The sequence below is a fragment of the Chitinophaga sp. HK235 genome (assembly GCF_018255755.1).
GTDB lineage: Bacteria > Bacteroidota > Bacteroidia > Chitinophagales > Chitinophagaceae > Chitinophaga.
Genome location: NZ_CP073766.1, coordinates 7,447,120 through 7,467,181, shown reverse-complemented (window position 1 = coordinate 7,467,181; position 20,062 = coordinate 7,447,120). Strand labels below are relative to the sequence as shown.

The 20,062-nt window shown below is 47.8% G+C and carries 16 protein-coding genes; 8 read left to right on the top strand and 8 right to left on the bottom strand.

All coding sequences use genetic code 11. The features are described from left to right. Positions 1-5 precede the first annotated feature (5 nt). The 3 genes from KD145_RS28725 to KD145_RS28715 are packed head-to-tail and all read right to left on the bottom strand — an operon-like array spanning position 6 to position 5,653. Positions 6-1,238 carry a TlpA disulfide reductase family protein gene (locus KD145_RS28725; RefSeq protein ID WP_212003243.1) on the bottom strand — a complete coding sequence of 411 codons (1,233 nt, stop codon included), beginning with the start codon at positions 1,236-1,238 and terminating at the stop codon, positions 6-8. A gap of 36 nt (positions 1,239-1,274) precedes the next feature. Then, the gene (locus KD145_RS28720; RefSeq protein WP_212003242.1) at positions 1,275-2,618 is read right to left on the bottom strand and encodes a RagB/SusD family nutrient uptake outer membrane protein; all 1,344 of its coding nucleotides are present in this window, start codon (positions 2,616-2,618) and stop codon (positions 1,275-1,277) included. An 11-nt stretch (positions 2,619-2,629) separates the two neighbouring features. Then, positions 2,630-5,653: a SusC/RagA family TonB-linked outer membrane protein gene (locus KD145_RS28715; protein WP_212003241.1), complete on the bottom strand. Its 3,024-nt coding sequence runs from the start codon at positions 5,651-5,653 to the stop codon at positions 2,630-2,632. Positions 5,654-5,989: 336 nt separating this feature from the next. Here KD145_RS28715 and KD145_RS28710 point away from each other — a divergent pair, with 336 nt between their 5' ends. From KD145_RS28710 to KD145_RS28700, 3 genes are read left to right on the top strand one after another with little or no spacing between them, the layout of a single operon-like run. Then, the gene (locus tag KD145_RS28710; RefSeq protein WP_212003240.1) at positions 5,990-6,949 is read left to right on the top strand and encodes a histidine kinase; all 960 of its coding nucleotides are present in this window, start codon (positions 5,990-5,992) and stop codon (positions 6,947-6,949) included. Beyond that, on the top strand, positions 6,942-8,003 hold the full coding sequence (locus KD145_RS28705) for a sensor histidine kinase (protein WP_212003239.1): 1,062 nt from the start codon (positions 6,942-6,944) through the stop codon (positions 8,001-8,003). Before KD145_RS28710 ends, KD145_RS28705 begins: the two co-directional genes overlap by 8 nt. A gap of 4 nt (positions 8,004-8,007) precedes the next feature. Then, positions 8,008-8,703 (top strand): LytTR family DNA-binding domain-containing protein, encoded by a 696-nt coding sequence (locus KD145_RS28700; protein ID WP_212003238.1) that lies wholly within the window; start codon positions 8,008-8,010, stop codon positions 8,701-8,703. 1 nt (position 8,704) lies between these two features. Here KD145_RS28700 and KD145_RS28695 read toward each other — a convergent pair whose 3' ends face one another. From KD145_RS28695 to KD145_RS28685, 3 genes are all read right to left on the bottom strand, one after another. Next, a complete protein-coding gene (locus KD145_RS28695; RefSeq protein ID WP_249219608.1) occupies positions 8,705-9,313 on the bottom strand; it encodes an alkylphosphonate utilization protein in 609 nt (202 codons plus the stop codon). A 424-nt stretch (positions 9,314-9,737) separates the two neighbouring features. After that, positions 9,738-10,034, bottom strand: a complete 297-nt coding sequence (locus KD145_RS28690) for a DUF3175 domain-containing protein (protein ID WP_212003237.1) — start codon at positions 10,032-10,034, stop codon at positions 9,738-9,740. Between the two features lie 52 nt (positions 10,035-10,086). Beyond that, positions 10,087-10,506 carry a hypothetical protein gene (locus KD145_RS28685; RefSeq protein ID WP_212003236.1) on the bottom strand — a complete coding sequence of 140 codons (420 nt, stop codon included), beginning with the start codon at positions 10,504-10,506 and terminating at the stop codon, positions 10,087-10,089. 248 nt (positions 10,507-10,754) lie between these two features. Between KD145_RS28685 and KD145_RS28680 the strand changes: the two genes are divergently transcribed. Beyond that, a complete protein-coding gene (locus KD145_RS28680; RefSeq protein WP_212003235.1) occupies positions 10,755-11,663 on the top strand; it encodes a PD40 domain-containing protein in 909 nt (302 codons plus the stop codon). A 34-nt stretch (positions 11,664-11,697) separates the two neighbouring features. Next, positions 11,698-13,971, top strand: a complete 2,274-nt coding sequence (bglX, locus tag KD145_RS28675; RefSeq protein WP_212003234.1) for a beta-glucosidase BglX — start codon at positions 11,698-11,700, stop codon at positions 13,969-13,971. A gap of 166 nt (positions 13,972-14,137) precedes the next feature. Here the strand turns inward: bglX and KD145_RS28670 are convergent, their stop codons facing one another. Further along, positions 14,138-14,902 carry an SDR family oxidoreductase gene (locus KD145_RS28670; protein WP_212003233.1) on the bottom strand — a complete coding sequence of 255 codons (765 nt, stop codon included), beginning with the start codon at positions 14,900-14,902 and terminating at the stop codon, positions 14,138-14,140. Between the two features lie 150 nt (positions 14,903-15,052). Here KD145_RS28670 and KD145_RS28665 point away from each other — a divergent pair, with 150 nt between their 5' ends. The 3 genes from KD145_RS28665 (at position 15,053) to KD145_RS28655 (ending at position 18,553) form a co-directional block, all read left to right on the top strand. Then, positions 15,053-15,952: an AraC family transcriptional regulator gene (locus tag KD145_RS28665; protein ID WP_212003232.1), complete on the top strand. Its 900-nt coding sequence runs from the start codon at positions 15,053-15,055 to the stop codon at positions 15,950-15,952. Between the two features lie 98 nt (positions 15,953-16,050). Further along, a complete protein-coding gene (locus KD145_RS28660) occupies positions 16,051-17,541 on the top strand; it encodes a hypothetical protein (RefSeq protein WP_212003231.1) in 1,491 nt (496 codons plus the stop codon). Positions 17,542-17,551: 10 nt separating this feature from the next. After that, a complete protein-coding gene (locus KD145_RS28655; protein ID WP_212003230.1) occupies positions 17,552-18,553 on the top strand; it encodes a M12 family metallo-peptidase in 1,002 nt (333 codons plus the stop codon). 78 nt (positions 18,554-18,631) lie between these two features. Here KD145_RS28655 and KD145_RS28650 read toward each other — a convergent pair whose 3' ends face one another. Continuing rightward, entirely contained in the window at positions 18,632-20,047 is a 1,416-nt protein-coding gene (locus KD145_RS28650; RefSeq protein WP_249219606.1) for an arylsulfatase, read from the bottom strand. Positions 20,048-20,062 lie beyond the last annotated feature (15 nt).

Here is a 20,062-nt window from a genome sequence, read left to right as displayed (position 1 = left end):
GATTTTTAGAAGCCTGTCATTGGAACAGACGTGGTGCTTTTAACGGATGCGGCTTTCGTGCCCTGAGAAATCGCAGCTTTTACTTTTGCTTCTGCCTCTTCTGTGTAACCGGTAAAACGTTCTACGATCTTACCTTCTCTATCTACCAGATACATGGTAGGGATACCGGAAAACTGAAACTGCTCCATGGTTTTATCTTTGTTATCACTCAGTAGTTGTTCCCATGGCATCTTTTCATCGGCCATAGCTTTTTTCCAGGCATTTTTATCTGTATCAATCGAGATGCTCACCACTTCAAAACCTTTGTCTTTATAGGCGGTGTACAGTTCTTTTACTTTAGGGATGGCCTGGCGGCAGGGACCACACCAGCTGGCCCAGAAATCCACTAGCAGATATTTGCCTTTGTATTTTTCCAAACCTTCCAGAGAACCCTGTGCGCTCGGGTATTTAACAGCAGGCATCGGCTCTCCGGTTTTCAGTTTCATGGCCTGTGCCCTGTTGGTGAGGATGGTCTGCTTCAGCTGCTGTGCTTCTGTGAGCCAGGGATAGCGGGCAATCAGCGTTTCCAGCATCTTCATCGCTTTCTCATACTGGGCTGTATTTTCTGTGCTGGCCATACCACGGAGTGCATATACCATTACCGGGCGGTCGTTGTAGGCACGTATCAGTACTTCTTCCCGCTGCTTTCCATCTTCCCGCATGGGGTTATAGCGCTTTGTATTTTTCATATATCCGTACCAGGTAGTATCTGTTGCTTTTTTGGCATAATACTCCATGTTGTACTCATCTATCAGACGACGGTAAGACAATTCATTATTGAGTACAGACAGATTGATGAAGTTGTTATCGTAAGATCCATCCACATAGTTGTAATGTGGTATTTTCACTTTATAACGGGCGGTATCATAACCTCTCATTTCTACTTTCACATCGGCATCGCTCCAGAAGGTAGCCCTGTCCCAGTTCATAGCGTTGATGATATATACACCCTGGTGGTCTTGTTTTATTTTAAAGGCAAAAGTGTTGTCTTTGCCGACAATAGCCGAGTCCACCACCACAGGCTTTCCTTTAAAGTTGTCTTTGGAGAGCCATACCATTTGTTTTTCGGCTTTAGGATCGGTGAACTCTACCTTTCCCTGTACAGTAATGGATTTTACCGGTTTATTCTGCTGTGCTTTCAGCACTACCGGGGCAACCATCAGGGCTAAGGCCACACCTGTTTTGCATACTTTTCTCATTTGTTGTTTTGTTTTATGGTTATGATTTCCGCCTGATTACTTGCTGTAATCCGGGTTTTGTGTCAGATTTGGATTAATAGGAAACTCTCTGCTGGGAATAGGTAGCAGCACATGAGACGCAGGCTGGCCGAAAGACTGTAACCAGCTGTTCATCTTACCAAAACGTTGCATATCGCTCCAGCGCAGCCTTTCACCAACAAACTCCCTTCTGCGCTCCATTTCTATCTCTGTCAGAAATGCGGCTGCGTCGGCAAAATCGCTGTTGTTGCGGATGCTGGCTTTTCGTGCCGAACGGAGCTGGTTATACGTAGTCAGGTCCACCACACCTTTACGGGCATTGGCTTCCGCCACAATCAGAAATGCTTCGCTGTAACGGCAGATCGGATAGGAAGGCGTTACTTCTTCCGGAAACTTGGTCACGAAATACATGGTGTCCAGGATGGCGCCGCCTTTGTTGCGCAGAAAATAAGCCCTGCGTATATCACTGGCTTCATATGTTTTTATCAGCATACTGTCTACCCAGGTATTACCAGAACCGGCTCTCACGACTGTTCCATATTTCCCCGGTCCGAAAGTGCTGGGCAGGCCGTAAAACGGAGAGTTGCCGGTGGATATTTCATTGACTTTATACAATGCCTCCGGGCTGTTGACGGTAGCTTTGAAAATATCACCAAAATTGGACTGCAGCTTCAGCTTGTTGGAGCTAATAACAGCATTGGCCAGGGCCAGGGCTTCATCATAACGACTGGTATTGAGGTACAGCCTGGCGAGCAGCAGCTGTGCGGCTTGTTTAGAACCGGTCGTTGACTGCCCCGCATAATCCGGAAGAGCGCCGGCAGCGGCTTTCAGATCGGATTCTATCAGCTGCCGCACTTCACTCACCGCATTCCGTACCGGATGTGCTTTGGGATTCTCGCCTCCTTTTACAATCACCACATCTCCGAACATTTCGGTGAGCAACATATAGGAATAGGCACGCAGCAGGTAGGCTTCGCCCATGTTGGTAGTAATCAGGCTGTCGCCGGCAGGCTGTTGTGCAGCAAAGCCGATAGCCATATTGGCATTGGCAATACACTGGTAGGGCTGCTTGTAGGCGAAAGTCAGTGCATTATCCGTGGAAGGTACATTGTTCCCTTCGTAGGTCACATTGGAAATCGACTGAAAGTCATCGCTCATAATATCCTGCAATCCAAAAATCTGGAACAGGGCATTATTGGTAAGCGCCAGCTTAGCTCCATTAAGCACCAGCGGCAGGTTGCCGCGGTTGATCTGGTCGAAAGTCACCTGTGTATTAGGTTGCACCTCATCCAGATTTTTACTGCAGGAGGAAAAAAGCGTTATACCGGCAACGGCTATATGAAATAAAGAATATTTTTTCATGATGTTTTCAATTAGAAGGTCAGGTCGATACCGATTACTGCAGCGCGCGGATTGGGCAGATTGGTGGAAACGATGCCGGTATTGGACACGGCTTCCGGATCAAAACCCTTGTATTGGGTGATGGTAAACACATTTTCCATCGAAGCATATACGCGCACCTGGTTGATTTTTGCTTTCTGCAACACAGCCGCCGGCACTACATAGGCAAGGGAGATGTTACGCAGTCGCATATACGAAGCATCGGTAATAAACTGCGTGGATGGTTTACTGTTCCAGTCTGCTGTCTGACCTGCTCCATGCACACCAGTAATAGCCCTGGGGACTTCGGACACATCGCCCGGTTTTTTCCAGCGGTTGGCCAGATTATCAAATTTATCAGGCATCACGCTGGTATAATCCAGGCTGTAGTTGCGCAGCGTCTGCTCATAATAGTCATAGACCTTGTTGCCCACCACATAGGTAAACAGGGCATCCAGTGTAAAACGTTTATACGACAACGTGAGGGTGGTACCTCCTGTAAAAGTGGGCAATGCAATCGGTACAGAGATATAATCGTTGGAATCCCATCTGCCGTCTTTGTTGCGGTCAGTATAAATCATATCCCCCGTTTGAGGATCTACACCCTGTGATTCAAACACCATCACAGAACCAACAGGCTGTCCTACTTTAGATCTGGACTGAGGGCCGCCAAACACCAGCGCCCCGAAAACAGCCGTGGAGTCTTTCATAGACAGGATCTTGTTGCGGTTGATGTTCATATTGGTGCTCACTCTCCAGCCAATGGTCGTGCCCTGGCGGCTGCTTACAGCCAGCTGCAGATCTATGCCGTAGTTGCGGATGCTGCCGATGTTATCGGGCATCGTGCCGGCACCATAGATCCAGGACACATCGTTGTTGGTCATCAGTCCGTCGGTGATTTTATTATAATAGTCGGCAGTAAAAGTGAGGCGGTTATTCAGCAAAGCCACGTCTACACCGGCATCCAGCTGTTTGGTACGCTCCCAGCGGATATTGGGATTGCCCACCAGCGTATTCAGCATCAGCGCCTGATTGCCCATATAGGAAGTAGCTTTCATCAGGTTACGCGAGTCGAAATATCCCAGCGGACGCATATTACCGCTCATACCATAACTGGTGCGCAGTTTCAGCTGATTGACAATTTTCACATTGCTCAGAAAATTTTCTCTGGACATATCCCAGCCGGCAGAAACAGAAGGAAACCAGCTGTAACGATTATCTTTCACCAGCTTGGAAGAGCCATCGCGGCGGATGGAAGCATTCAGCAGGTATTTACCCTCCCAATCTAAACCTGTACGGAAAAAATAAGCGTCTGATATTTCCTTGTTATTGGTATTCATATTGCCGATATTGGCGGTACTGCCATAAGTAGCAGCGGCGCCACCGCCGGTGATATTGTCAATTTTTGGAAAGCCGTACAACTCATAACCAAAAGAGTTCAGTTCATTGCTATAGTAGGTATAACCCAGTGTGGCATTGATGCCCAGCTTGCTGACTCTTTTATTGTAGGTAAAGTAGTTATCGAAATTATAGGAGAAGTTGTCGGTACCCTGTGTTTTAAACATGCCGTTATTAAAAGCCCCCTGATATCCGGTGGGAGGCAGGAAACTGGTGCTCAGTCCATTGTATTTGGTAGCATTAAAAGAAGAGCGGAAAGATAATTCCTTTATCAACTGAAGATCAGCGGAAAGACTTCCCAGGTATATGCTTGTTTTGTTTTTGTTTTTATTGTCCATCATAGCGCCCAGCGGATGCTGCTGTATACCGATGTAATATCCCAGTGTACCATCAGGCAGGAAGACCGGATCTTCGGGCGTATCAGGGCGCGCAGTCATTGCTGTTGCAATAGGATTGGACATGTCTTTGTTGACACCCTGGGTAATATTGATGTTACCATTCACCTTCAGCCAGTTGTTCACCTGCTGCGTTACATCGAGGCGGCCGGTGATACGTTCGTATTTGCCGGTGCCCATGGAAGCTGTTTCCGCATAGCGGCCGAGCGATATATAATAGTTGTTTTTATCGCCACCGCCGCTCATGCTAGCCTGCAGATTATTCACTGGCGCGTTTTTATGTTTGATTCTGTCCAGCCAGTCGATGCTGCGGTCGGCCATGTTAAGGCCTGCCAGCTGGTTTTTCAGCATGGTCTTTTCATCGTTCAGCTGTTTGATCTGTCCGATGGTGAGATTACCGGGACTAGCCAGTTTGTTGTCAATATCACTGATACGGTTATTACGCGAATCGTTGAAAGCACTGGTATATTCAGCGGTGTTCATCATGTGGCGGGAAGTAGGCACATTATTCATACCGGTGTACATATTCACATTCAGCGTGGGTTTGCTGTTAGCCCTTCCTTTTTTGGTAGTGATGATGATCACACCGGTAGATCCTCTGGCACCGTAGATCGCAGCAGATGCAGCGTCTTTCAGCACTTCCACGGATTCGATGTCCTGGGGATTGATACTGTTGATAGAGATGGTGTTGCCATCTACCACTAGTCCGTCGATCACGATCAGTGGGTTGGTAGCTGATGCACTCACTGACTGCGCCCCCCGTATCATGATGCTGGCCGCGTTGCCGGGAGTACCTTCACGGGAAGCGATGTATACCCCCGGAACACGGCCCTGCAGCGCCTTTCCGAAGTCGCTGGCAATATTTTTCTCTGCAGTAAGTTCAGTACTTTTTACAGTGGAAATAGAGTTGGTCAGATTACCTTTTTGTTGGGTACCGTATCCTATCACTACCGCTTCCTTCACATCCACCATTCTGACTTTCATCATTACCGGTCCTGCAGGTATCAACGTGGCGGCGATCATTACATTTTCAAATCCCATAGAAGAGATCTGTAACTGCGCATTGGCCGGTACATTGATTTCAAATTCTCCTTTGTCGTTGGTGGTAACACCTTTGGCCGTTCCTACTACTTTAACGGTCGCTCCCGGGACCGGTTGCCGGGAGGTGGCATCTTTCACCGTCCCTTTTAACACCTGTTGTGCATAGGCGGACAAACCGGACATGCATAAAAGGATAAATAATACAGACTTTCTCATACTAATGGTTGGTTGGTTGATTTTTACGATGGTTACTGTACTGTCCCCTGATAATATTGCCAAAATAGTGATCGCACTATATTTCACTCCGGATAATGGACATACCGGGCACGTAAATGTATATTCCCGCCTTTTGCAGGGATGAACCACTTCCGGAGACAATGGCATCATTTCAGCCAGGAATAAGGGTTTGGAAGGTATCAACCATCTTTTTAAAAGTACCAACCGGCACTTTACAGGGACGAAAAAAATAGCTTTCATTTTATGCAGAAAACAAACAGGCATATACTATCTTGTTAACCGATGCGACACAATAAACCATACCGGTATTTTATTCACCTCGCTGTCTGGATGGCATTAATATTACTCTATGCCTACCCGATGATCAAGCTCAATTTCCGCTCTGCCTTCGGATTGAAGCTGGTACTGGTACAGCAGGTCCTGTATGGCTTTATCAACTTCCAGTTGTTTTTCCTGCTGGCGTTTGTGCTACTCCCCGAACCAATCAGGCGGCGACAGCCGGTACAAGCCATAGTGCGGGTTTTCACAGCTATATTTGCATTTGCGCTGATTAAATATGCCATCGGTTATTTTTTCTTTCCCGACCAGGTGCTGGTAAAACTTTACTCCTTTATAGGAAAGAAAAACCAGTACATGAGTTTTTTCAACTACTTCCTGCTGGCCACCAAAACCGGTCTGGGCGTGGCTATCCTGGCCTATAGCTATAGGCTGTTATTACAAAGGCAACACACAGGGCCACAGGACCGTCTGCTGGCCAGCGCCGCAGAAGCCGCACGGATACGTTATATACGCATGCAGGAGAATTCACGCCTCTTGCTGCACAATCTGCAACAACTCACTCCTATCCTGGAAGATGAGCAACGACGCGACAAAGAAGGCGTGAAAGCCATTCTCCTGTTATCTGATCTCCTGCGGTATATGTTGTACGATAAAGCACTGGAAAAAGAAAGGGTCAGCCTCTGGAAAGAACTGCTCAATTTTGAACGGTACGTAGAATTGCGTAACCTGTGTAATCCAGGCCAGCAGCTGGAATTGTCTATCATCGGAGAAACACAGCAGGGCACACTCGAAGCATTACTGCTGCAACATGCTACTGAAGCAGCCCTTCAACAACTCAAAGATACCAGCGGACCTTTAGTCGTCCACGTCCAGATACAGCAAGACACTTTAACACTCTCGCTGCAATCTTTTTATACCATCCATGCAAATCATCAGATAAAATTATATCCCGACTATGTATAGTATCCGTCAACATATCCGGGAATTTATTTGGTTGCTGCTGGGCTGGCTCCTGTTGGTGTATAGCAGCAATCTGATGACCCTTACCCGTTTCAACGAAAAAAGCATACGCACGGTACATATCAACAGTGGCGCACTGGGCCTGCTCAACTTCCTGCTGTTCTACACCTGCCTGCGCTGGATAGCCACACCCTTCTTTGAAAAGCGTCACCGGACGCGGCTGCTGGTGTCTGTATTGTTCATTATCCCGGCATTTACACTGCTGAAATACGGTTTCGTAAAACTCTTTTTTGCACAGGATCTTTTGTACAGAGGACATCAGATTGTCAACCGGCAGAAAGTACACGTATATACTTCCCTGGGGGAATACTTTATCAGCGGGCTCTGGAGCAATGTGATCATTGTGATCGCCGCGTTTTCCTTCCGGCTTTTTGTTTTATGGTTACAGGAAGAAAAAAGAAGAGCCGTGTTACAACAACAGCAAATACAGGCCGAATCAGGGTTTCTGAAAATGCAGCTCAACTCCCATTTTCTGATCAACAGTTTAAACAGCATCTATTCGCTGGCATTGATGGGCTCTCCGGAAGTAGTGCGGGCCAATAAAACCCTCACCCACCTGCTGTCTTATATGGTACATCAGCCTTCCGATATTTCCTACCGCGCCCCTATCGGGGAAGAAATCAGTTATCTGCAGGACTTCGTCACCCTGCAACGGTTGCGTACCGGATATAACGAAGGCATTGTTTTCAGTTTGCCCGCGATACTGCCCGACAAGGCCATCGCACCGCTGTTGCTGGTACCTTTTGTGGAAAATGCCTTCAAACACGGTGTCAGCAACCGTCCGGGCAGACCCGTGACCATCACCATGGTTTGTGATGAGCAACAACTTTCTTTCAGCGTACATAACTATATCTCCGGACAACAACGCGACAAAACCGGAGGCATAGGCCTGGACAATGTCCGGAAACGCCTGCAGCTGCTATATCCTGGCCGGCATCAGCTCGACATCCGGGATACAGGAGAAGAATATTTTATTAATTTAGTGATCAATTGGTAAGGATATGGGAGTAAAGTGTATCGTGGTAGATGATGAACCGCTCGCGGCACAGGTACTGGTATCGTTTATTCATAAAACGCCGGACCTGCAGCTGGTAAAGGTTTTCCACAATCCGATGGAAGCACTCGCTTTTGTAAAGCAGGAGAAGACAGATCTTATTTTTCTGGATATACAGATGCAGGAACTGAGCGGGCTGGAGCTGATGCAGCTGGCCCCTCCGGGTGTGCAGGTGGTATTGGTATCTGCCTACGATGAATATGCCGTAGAAGGATTTGACCGGGAAGCGATCGACTATCTGCTGAAACCCGTGTCATTCGAACGGTTTGCCAGGGCTGTGCAACGGGTACTGGCCAAAAGCACAGTCACCGTTTCACAGCCTTCCGGCACCGATTATATTTTTGTGCGTACCGACAAACGTATCGTACGCGTAGATGTAAAAGACATCCTTTTTGTGGAAGCACTCCGCAATTACGTGGCCATCCAGACTCCCAAACAAAAGATACTGACCTTACAGAACCTTCGCAGCTTTGAAGAGATACTGGCGCCCTTCCGCTTTTTACGGGTACATAAATCCTATATTATCTCACTGGATAAAATCGACAGTATCGAGAAACAGCGCATTTTTACCGGTCCGCACTGTGTGCCCATCGGCGATGCCTACCTGAAACAATTCATGGAAGCGATCAATATGCCGAGATAGATTAGCTCTGCTTTCTGACATATTTCGTGAGAATCACGATCAGCTGTCCTTCTATCTTACCTTCTATCTGTTCGGTATTGTCTTCCACCAGCCGTATGTTTTTAACAACGGTGCCCATTTTGGCATTCAGCGTGGAGCCTTTTACGTCCAGGGATTTGATGAGGGTAACGCTGTCCCCGTTCTGCAATACGTTGCCATTGCAGTCTCTGTGCAGCTCTACGGCGTCATCATTATCATGATCACCGGTAGCCTGTGCCCAGGCCAGTGTTTCCTCGTCGAGGAACATCATGTCCAGGCTTTCCATGGCCCAGCTTTCATTTTTGAGGCGGTGCAGCATACGCCAGGCTACCACCTGTACGCCGGGTACTTCGCTCCACATAGCTGTGGTCAGGCAGTTCCAGTGTTTACTGTCCAGCTCTGCCTTCCGGTCTATCTGCGCACGGCAGGTATCACAGATCAGGATAGTACTGTCGGGACCATCGCCGGAACGAGGGGCCACATCATACATCTTCAGGGTTTCCTCTGCTCCGCAGAGTTCACATTTGTTGTCGCTTCTTTGCTGTAATTGTTCTTCCAGTTTCATTGTTTCGCTCATTAAAAATGCGTGCAAAGATACTAATTTTTGCGGGGACAGCCTTTTGCGGCTGCTTTTTACCGGATACATGCTGTAAAATATCTCCCACTCTGTTTCACTCCTATTATCGGATGAGTAAGGGTTTCCGCACTTATCGGTCCTACGGCAGGGCTTCAGGCGGTATATGGCAGATGGCGTAGTCTTTGGTCTGTATATTCTTAGAATGGGAACCTGAAGAAGAACAAGAGGAGAGTCAGGCCAGGCCTGACCGCTGCTAACTAACCCGTTGAATTCATACTCCATTAAAAGCGCCTTACCATGCGATCAACTATTGTCTGCAAAAAGCTGTCTTTTATCAGCACCACGTTGACCATTTTTCCATATTGGCTGATATCCGCCGGTATACGGGAAGAAGCGGAAATCCGTTTTCCGTTTTTTCCCTACCGGCAAAAGGCTGTACTCAGGCTTTACCGAAAGCTTCCCTTAGCTTACCCTTCGCGGCTTCCAGCACCTGTCGCTGTTTTTCGGGAAGATTTTTACCCGCCCTATTGATATAAAAATTTAACATAGACATAGCAGATTGGAAAGGAGTGCCCTTGCGCCGGTTACTGCGCAAGGCAGAACGTTTTAGTGAGGCTGCGATCGCCGCAGGGTTATCAGAAGTAAATACCCCTTCTTCCAGGTCCAGGGCGTTGCTGGTGCTTGTCACCGCTGCAGACCATCTCCCGGACTGCGTATCCTTTTTCTTTGTTTTCATACAAGCACGGTTTAATAACTGTGCTCAAAAAAAATGCCCCTGTCTCCGGCCTTTATGAATTCTTTGGTAGCAGCGGCACCATACAGCGCACAGTGGTATCTTCCAGGTACATCTCCAGGCAGTAGCCGTTTTTATCCAGATCGGGATGTGCCAGCAGCTGCTGAAAAATCTCTCCGATCAGCCGGCCGTTGCCCTCCTGGCTTTTCAGGAGTTCACTCATATATTCTCCTTTATGGATGGTAAAAACAGGACAGCCATACTGGCTGGCTTCTCCCGGAGCATTCTCCGCCACAGCTGCTTTGTAAATGATCCGGCCGCTCCTGTCGGGGTAAGAGATGCCGAAAAAACGCCGGCCATTGAGATCCGGCAACAATGCATATAATTTTTTAAAAGCCGCCAGGATGCCTTCCGGGAAACTGGATGCCTCTACATAAAACACCGGGATGTCTTGTTCCAGGATAAATTTTTCCATAACCCTGCTGTTTTATACAAACTTACTATATCCCCCGTTCCCATCATGGGTGGAGTCCGGCATTTCCCGGGGGTAACCAGGACAAAAAGTCCGGACAATGCCAGTACCTGCATTCAGCCATCCAAATAATTAGCCTTCCGAATATTAAAAAGACTTTTTATCTTTCTGAAGTACCAGGATGTTGAGCCCGGCAGTATACCCCTTTCCCCATTTATTATTTCACCTGAAAACACGGCTATATCACGCATATGACTATACGCATCTTATTATGGGCATGCCTCTGCGGACTGTATGCCAGTAACTGCGCCGCACAGGCAACAGTACATAGTTTTCTGGAAACGATCGATGTGAAGACCGGGAAAAGAACGGTCGTGTATTCCGAGCCGGCGCTCTTTGAAGCCCCCAACTGGTCGAAAGATGGCCGGTATCTTCTTTTCAATAAAAAAGGCCGGTTGTACCGTTACTGGCTGAACGACGGCATCGTAGACGAGCTACCGCTGGACAGCAGCCTGTCGGCCAACAACGACCATGGTTTTTCCCCGGACGGGCAGCAGGTAGTCATCAGCGGCTACCGGCAAACCACCGGCGACGGTTCCTTCCTCTACACCGCCCCTGCCGAAGGCGGGCCTATAAAACCGCTGATCCGGCAGTCGCCCGCCTTCTGGCACGGCTGGAGCCCCGACGGTAAAACACTCGCCTTTGTAAGCCTGCGCAACGGCGATTTTGATATCTATACCGTGCCGGCCGATGGTGGCACTGAAAAAAGGCTCACCCACGAAAAAGGGCTGGACGACGGTCCCGATTTCTCGCCCGATGGCAAATACATCTACTTCAACTCCTTCCGTACCGGCCGCATGCAGATCTGGCGTATGGATGCCGATGGCCAGGACCCACAGCAGCTTACCGACGACCATTATGCCAACTGGTTCCCCCATCCTTCTCCCAACGGCAAACTCGTGGTATTCCTTAGTTTTATGGAAGATCAGCAACAAGACCATCCCTTTGGAAAAAACGTGCAACTTCGTTTACTCGACATCGTTACACAGACCGTTCGCGATTTAACACCTGTTTTCTTTGGAGGACAAGGCACAATCAATGTACCTTCGTGGTCACCCGATGGCAGGCACCTCGCTTTTGTGTCCTACCGGGTACAATAACAGCACCTGGCCAACGAATTTTAAAATACACGAGATGAAGAAGCTACTATTTGGACTACTATTGGTAGTCGCCACGGAAACGCACGCACAGCAAGATGCCAAAATGAATGCCTATGTCAACAATCTGATGGGCAAAATGACACTGGAAGAGAAAATCGGTCAGCTTAACCTGGTAGTACCCGGTGGAGGCACCGTCACCGGCTCGGTAATGAGCCAGGGCGTAGATGACAACATCCGCAAAGGTAATGTAGGCGGCCTTTTCGGCATCACCGGCCCCGATAGGATCCGCAAAATACAGGACATCGCCGTTAAAAATTCCCGGTTACATATCCCCCTTATCTTCGGGCTGGATATCATCCACGGCCACAAAACCATCTTCCCTATCCCACTGGGCCTCTCCGCCTCCTGGGATATGGACCTCATAGAACGCAGCGCCCGCATCGCTGCCGCTGAAGGCACCGCCGACGGCTTATCCTGGGCCTACTCCCCCATGGTAGACATCTGCCGCGATCCCAGATGGGGCCGCATCTCAGAAGGCTCCGGTGAAGATCCCTACCTCGGCTCCCGCATCGCCGAAGCTATGGTAAGAGGTTATCAGGGTAAAGACTACAGTAAAGGCAATACCCTCATGGCCTGCGTAAAACACTTCGCCCTCTATGGCGCCGCTGAAGGTGGCCGTGACTACAACTCCGTAGACATGAGCCGCATTAAAATGTTCCAATACTACCTGCCTCCTTATAAAGCCGCTATCGACGCCGGCGTTGGCAGCATCATGACATCATTCAACGATATCGATGCTGTTCCTGCTACGGGCAACAAATGGCTGCTCACCGACCTGCTGCGTAAACAGTGGGGCTTTAAAGGCCTCGTAGTAAGTGACTACACCGCCGTCAATGAAATGATCGCTCACGGTATGGGTGATCTGCAGACCGTATCCGCCCTCGCCCTCAAAGCCGGTCTGGATATGGACATGGTAGGTGAAGGTTTTCTCACTACCCTGAAAAAATCCCTTCAGGAAGGTAAAGTAACACTGCAGGATATCAACAACGCCTGCCGCCGCGTACTGGAAACAAAATACAAAATGGGCCTCTTCGAGGATCCTTATCGTTATATCAAAGAAGAACGTGCTGCCAACGAAATCCTGACACCTGCCAACAGGGCCGCTGCCCGCGAAATAGCTGCCCGCTCCTTCGTGCTGCTGAAAAATGACCACCAGACACTGCCCCTGGCTAAAAAAGGAACCATCGCACTCGTAGGCCCCCTGGCCGACAGCAAAAACAATATGCTCGGCACCTGGGCGGTATCAGGTGATCTGCAACAGGCCATTACTGTTAGAGAAGGCATTAAAAACGTAGCCGGCAACAACGTTCAGGTGATCTACGCTAAAGGCGCCAACCTCACCAACGATACCACCCTGGCTAAAAATGTGAATGTATTTGGTCCGCGTGCTGAAATAGACAGCCGCACGCCGGAAGCCATGCTGCAGGAAGCGCTCGACGCTGCCGGCAAAGCCGATGTAGTGGTGGCCGTTCTGGGCGAAGCCTCCGAAATGAGCGGTGAAAGCGCCAGCCGCAGCGATCTTAACATACCCGAAAGTCAGCAACTGCTGCTGAAAGCACTGGTAAAAACAGGTAAACCGGTAGTACTGGTACTGATGAATGGCCGTCCGCTTACCCTTACCTGGGAAGATGCCCACGTCACTTCCATCCTCGATACCTGGTTTGCAGGCACAGAAGCCGGCAACGCCATCGCTGATGCGCTCTTCGGACATTACAACCCTGCCGGTAAAATCACCGCCAGCTTCCCCCGTAATGTAGGACAGATACCGGTTTTCTATAACCATAAAAATACCGGCCGCCCGCTGGAAGGCACCACCTTCCAGAAATTCAAATCCGACTACCTTGACGTTCCCAATACACCACTGTATCCTTTCGGCTATGGCCTCAGCTATACCACTTTCTCCTACAGTGATGTAAAAGTGAGCAAACAAAACCCTGCCGGCAATGAAACTATCACCGCCAGCGTAACCGTTACCAACACCGGCAAATACGCCGGCGACGAAGTAGTACAGCTCTACCTCACCGACCCGGTAGCCTCCGTAACACGCTCCGTACAAGACCTGATCGGCTTCCGCAAAATATCCCTGCAGCCCGGCGAAAGCAAAACAGTATCCTTCAGCATCTCCCCGGAAAACCTGAAGTTCTATAACAGCAATCTGCAGTACGTATGGGAACCCGGTGAATTCATCATCCGTATCGGCACCAACTCTGCGGACACCAGGTCTGCAAAAATCTCCTGGAACCGCTGATACTCCTGATGAACGAAGACATAAGCAAAGATTAACTTGAATATAAAACAGAACAGCCACCGTATCATCGGTGGCTGTTCTGTTTTGTTTTATATCTTATATCTCTTTATATCTCCGCTAAGATCTTCGCCCATCAGGAGCATCAGCGGCATCATATAAATCACCGTTACAGGTTGGCTCCGCCCGACACCTCTATCCGCTGTCCATTAATCCACCGGGCATCTTCTGTACACAGGAAAGCCACTACGCCGCCGATGTCATCCGGCAGGCCGGCACGGCCCAGTGCAGTAGCTTCTGCCACCATTTTGTTCACGGTAGGGTTATCGCGGACAATAGCGCCACCGAAGTCTGTTTCTATGGCACCGGGTGCTACGATATTGACGGCAATACCTCTGGTGCCCAGCTCTTTAGCCATATATCGGGTCAGCGTTTCCACCCCGCCTTTCATGGCGGCATAGGCGGAGTATCCAGGCGTGGTAAAACGTGCCAGTCCGGAAGAGAGGTTGACGATACGACCACCATCATTGAGCAGTGGTAAGGCCTGCTGTGTCAGGAAGTACACACCTTTAAGGTGTATGTTCATCAACTCGTCAAAATCCTCTTCCGTGATTTCTATAAATGGTTTATGGATACCAATACCGGCGTTGTTGATCAGGAAGTCGAAATGGTCTGCGTGAAAAGTATTTTTCAGTGCGGTTTTCAGGTGTTTGAAAAAAGCCGGGAAACTTTTTACGTCCCCTGTATTTAACTGCAGCGCTACTGCTTTAGCGCCTTCCTTTTCTATTTCAGCAACCACATGCTGTGCTTCTTCTTTTCTGCTATGGTAGGTGATCACCACATCGAAGCCTTTTCTGGCGATGTTGATGGCCATATTTTTTCCCAGGCCGCGGCTGCCGCCGGTTACCAGCGCTATTTTTTTATTTGCTGTCATATTCGTTTGCTTTGAATTGTTTATCACGATACAAAGGTACCGCTGTTGCTGATCTGCCTGTTTGTATGCATCAATCCATTATTTGCAAAATTCAAATAAAACCGGGGTGGGCTGCTTTTTGTACCTTTGAATATCGCAAACATACGGACTATGGACATTACTTCTCTGGAAGCGTTTTATAAAGAAACCGCTTCCCTGATACCTGAAGGTATCCATAAGGAGATCGGCCATTTTAATATTTTTAAGACCGATGAGCTGAAAGCAGATAAATATAAAATGCCCTACAACAGGCGTGCTTACTATAAGATCAGCATTATCACGGGCAAAAACCGGGCAGAATATGCTGACAAGGTCATTGATATCGAAAAAAACGCGTTGTTGTTTGCCACACCCAGAATACCCTACAATTGGGTACCGCTGGAAGATCAGCAGGGCGGATATTTCTGCATTTTTACCGATGAGTTTCTCACCAAAAATAAAAGCGGAGTCGTGTTGGAAGAACTGCCCATCTTCCGGCCCGGCGGATATCCTGTTTTTCAGGTATCGGATGAAGAAGCAGAAGAGATCACTAGTATTTTTAAGAAGATGTACAAAGAGCTGTCGGCCGACTATGTATATAAATACGATCTGCTGCGCAACTATGTGCTGGAGCTGATACATTACGGACAGAAGCTGCAACCAGCCACCGCATTATATCCAACCCATACGGCCTCCGCAAGGATATCCTCCCTGTTCATCGAATTACTGGAAAGACAGTTCCCCATAGCATCATCCCAACAGACAATAGCACTCCGCACCGCTAAGGACTTCGCTGGCCGTCTGGCAGTACATGTCAATCATCTCAATAAAGTATTAAAGGAACATACCGGCAAAACAACTACCGAATTAATCAGCAACCGGATACTGCAGGAAGCCAAAATCCTCCTGAAACAAACAGATTGGAGCATTTCTGAAATAGCCTACAGCCTTGGCTTTGAAGAGCTGGCCCATTTCTCCAACTTCTTCCGCAAACAGACTACGCTGGCACCTATCGCCTTCCGGGACCGCTGATACATACAGATCCCCCAGATGCTCTTGATAAACGAAGATTGACATCATACCCCATACTTCAAATAGTCTATTCATCACCCCATAAACCAAATCTATCTATGAGAAAAAATGCATCAACAGCTTCTATACAGCTGCCACAATCGGCTATAAAGCACATTTCCCTGTTTATTTGTTTTTTTCTACTTAAAAGCATTACTGCCTGGGGACAGGCTCCTGAGTGGAAGTGGGGTCCAAAAAACCCGGATGGCTCCTACGATATCTATTTTACCGAAGCCAAGGAACATTTCAGTTATAAAGTCCGGAACATAGGCATTGGAACATCCGCTCCTATAGCCCCTATAACTTTCCCTTCCATAGTGGGTAATAAGATTTCATTATGGAACTATGGCAAAACTCATTTCGGACTGGGAATCGGACCTGCGTTGTTCCAGATATTTACGGATAAAATCGGAAGTGATTTCGCGTTCGGCTATGGTTCCAGCGACAATTTCACCGAGAAGGTACGAATAAGAGGGAATGGTAATATCGGTATTGGTATGAAAGACCCTGGCTTCCCACTTAATTTTGCCAGGGCCGCAGGGGATAAAATTTCTTTTTGGGGTAATTCCGGCGCCAACTACGGCATTGGAGTTCAATCTTTATTACTTCAGGTACACACAGATATAAAAACGAGTGATATTGCATTTGGTTATGGTTCGAGCGAGTATTTCACCGAAAACCTGCGTATTAAAGGGAATGGTAATGTGGGCATTGGTACTTCCACTCCCACCGAAAAATTAACGATCGCAGGTAGCAGTACTCCGGGTTTGCTCTTTACTTCCGGCCCCGGGTTTACCTACGGAATCATCAAATTCGGAACGATTGATCATTACATTAAAAGTGGCGTTGTTGGAGGAATGGAATTATACGATAACAGTTCGATAAGACTGATGGCAAGTAAAACCCTTTCGTTCAGCACGGATAACTTCCTGGATACTTCTCAATCCAAAGAACTGATGACGATCGTGAACAATGGTAATATAGGTATTGGCAATAAAAAGCCAGGAGCCCCACTTAGTTTTGCCAGCCATGTGGGCGCTAAAATTTCACTTTATGGTGATTCAGCCCTCAACTTTGGCCTGGGAATCCAAAATTATCTGCTGCAGATATATACCAATGGAAAGAATAGTGACATCGCGTTTGGCTATGGTTCCAGTGCGGCATTCACTGAAACAATGCGTATAAAGGGGAATGGCAATGTTGGTATCGGGACCAAGGACCCCGGAGACTACAAACTGGCCGTAGAAGGTAAAATCGGTGCCCGTGAGGTGGAAGTTAAATCCGGTCCCTGGCCCGATTTTGTTTTTGATAAAAAATATTCTTTAAGAACACTGCAGGAGGTAGAAGATTTTATCAGCACTAACAAACACCTCCCCGAAATACCTTCAGAAGAAACCGTAAAGAAAGAGGGTATTAACCTGGGCAATATGAATGCCCTGCTGCTGCAAAAAATCGAAGAACTCACACTGTATGTAATTGATCAGGACAAACGCATTAAAGCAGTAGAAAAAGAGAATGCCATACTTAGAGAAAAAATAAATCAACACTAAAACCAGTCCTATGAAGCAGAAAATCATATTGTCCATTCTTTTATTATGGCTGGGAAAGAGTTATGCACAACAACCCTGTGATACCAGCTTTACAACTGACACCAGAATATTGGTAGCTTATACGGATAAAGTAACGGACCCTAATCCGCTTAAATCCTTGATACAGCCAAGCATAGATAGCATGAACCTCGCTTATAAAAACAGTGGCATAAATCACAGCGCACGACTTGTAAGGGCTATACAGGTTTATTACAATGAAACAAATGATTTGAGCAAAAGTCTTGATGATTTCCGGGAAGGTGCAAGAATCGGCACGGGCCCTTTCGGCCAGCTTAAAGATCTGCGCAGATTCTATCATGCCGATGTTTGCGTATTAATTACCATGGACGGGCAATATGCAGGTATAGGATGGGGAATAGGCGTGAACAGGGATGGGGCCTTTTGCGCAATGAAGTCACTTTTACTTGTTCCAAGATTCACCATGGCCCATGAAATCGGGCATTTGTATGGCTGCAGGCATGAATTGGCTTTGGATTCAAGCAATTATCCTTTTCCCTATGGGCATGGCTATGTATTTACAAAATTAAAGGATAAGCAAGGTAAGTACGTACATACTATTATGGCTTATGGATCGGTTGCAAATAATGGTGTTACAACCGCTCCGATCCCATATTTCTCTACTCCCAAACTGACCTATATGGGACTGCCTTTAGGGACTGCAAGCAGAGAAGATGATGTAAGGGTTATTAATGAAAGATATAGTATGCTGAAAGGACCTGTTCTCCGGGAAGCGATTACTATTGATAAACCTGATCTCATCAAGAGTAACCAAAGTGCTGAGATCAATGCCTATAGACAACTTAACCATATTGCTGGTGTAAGTTATACGATGGAAGCAAATTCTACTACAGTCTTTAACCTTCAGGTGACGTCGGGCACCGAAAGTATCATTCTTCGACCCGGTTTTCATGCGAAGGTAGGAAGTTATTTTAAGGCGCAGATTTGTAAATAGTCTGGAAGGGCTGCCCCTCAAAGGTCAGCCCTTGCTTCTATCTTCGCTTATCAGGAGCATCAGTTGTATCAAAATACATCAACGTTTCCAGGGGAAGGCCGGGCTCTCCACATGTGCTTCCGACATATAACCATCTATTTTCTTCACGATATCAGGATGTGCGGCAGCAATATTATGCTGCTCCGCAGGATCTTTATCGAGATCATACAGCTCTATGGGTGCATGCGGATCTTTCGTCACTTCTTTACGGATGCCTTTCCATTTACCCATCCTCACAGCCTGTGTGCCGTTATCTTCGTGGAATTCCCAGTACAGATAAGGATGTTGTGCCTGTTTGCCTTTTCCGGTAAGGGCAGGGACAATAGACACACCATCGGTGTAAGGAGGTTTGGGAGCATTTGCTATTTCAGTGAAGGTCGGCATCAGGTCCCAGAAGGCACCGATGAAGTTGCTGCGGCTACCTGCTTTTACTTTGCCGGGCCATTTTACGATGAAAGGCGTTTTGATACCCCCTTCATAAAGATCCCGTTTAAAACCGCGTAAACCGGCGGAGCTATTGAAGAACACCGGATCGGCACCACCTTCACGATGAGCACCATTGTCGCTGCTGAAGATAACGATGGTGTTTTGAGTGAGTCCCAGCTGGTCCAGTTTGTCGAGTATCTGTCCTACATAGGCATCAAGACGGCTCACCATAGCGGCATACGTAGCATGCGGTTTGGCTACAGAAGCATAACCGGGTACCAGAGCACCAGGACCGTAATCATTCCCTTTATAAGGCTTTTCTTCAAAAGCATTTTCATATTGTTTGTAATACTGATCGTCGGGACCCTGCAGCTCAGCATGTGGCAGAACAGACGGTACAAACAGGAAAAATGGTTTGTTTTTGTTGTTTTCTATGAAGGCCAGTGTTTGTTGTTGTATCAGCTCAGGCGCATAGACTTTTTTCTGTGTAAGGTCATTGCCTTCCAGATCTATCTTTGTGTTATTGCTCCACAGATGAGTGGGATAATAACGATGCGACTGGCGCTGACAGTTATAGCCATAAAAAACATCGAATCCTTTTTTATCAGGAGCACCGCTGGTGCCTACCATGCCCAGCCCCCATTTACCGAAGGCGCCGGTAACATAACCTGCCTGTTGTAACATTTTAGCATAACTCTGTACCGTATCTGCCAGCGGTTCCTGGCCTTCAGGCTTTATTTCCTTATTGCCACGCACGTAGGTATGTCCGGTGTGCTGGCCGGTGAGCAGAGAAGAACGGGAAGGTGCACAAACAGAAGTGCCTGCATAAAAACGGGTGAACAACATCCCCTGCCGGGCAATACGGTCGATGTTGGGCGTCTTGATCTTTTGCTGGCCATAAACACCCAGATCACCATATCCCAGGTCATCTGCCAGGATAAATACGATGTTGGGCCGTTGCTGTGCCCTTAGGGACGCAGCGGTCAGCAATAAAGCCGACAGAACCGGTAAAACAATTTTTTTCATCATCACGTTCATTTTAAA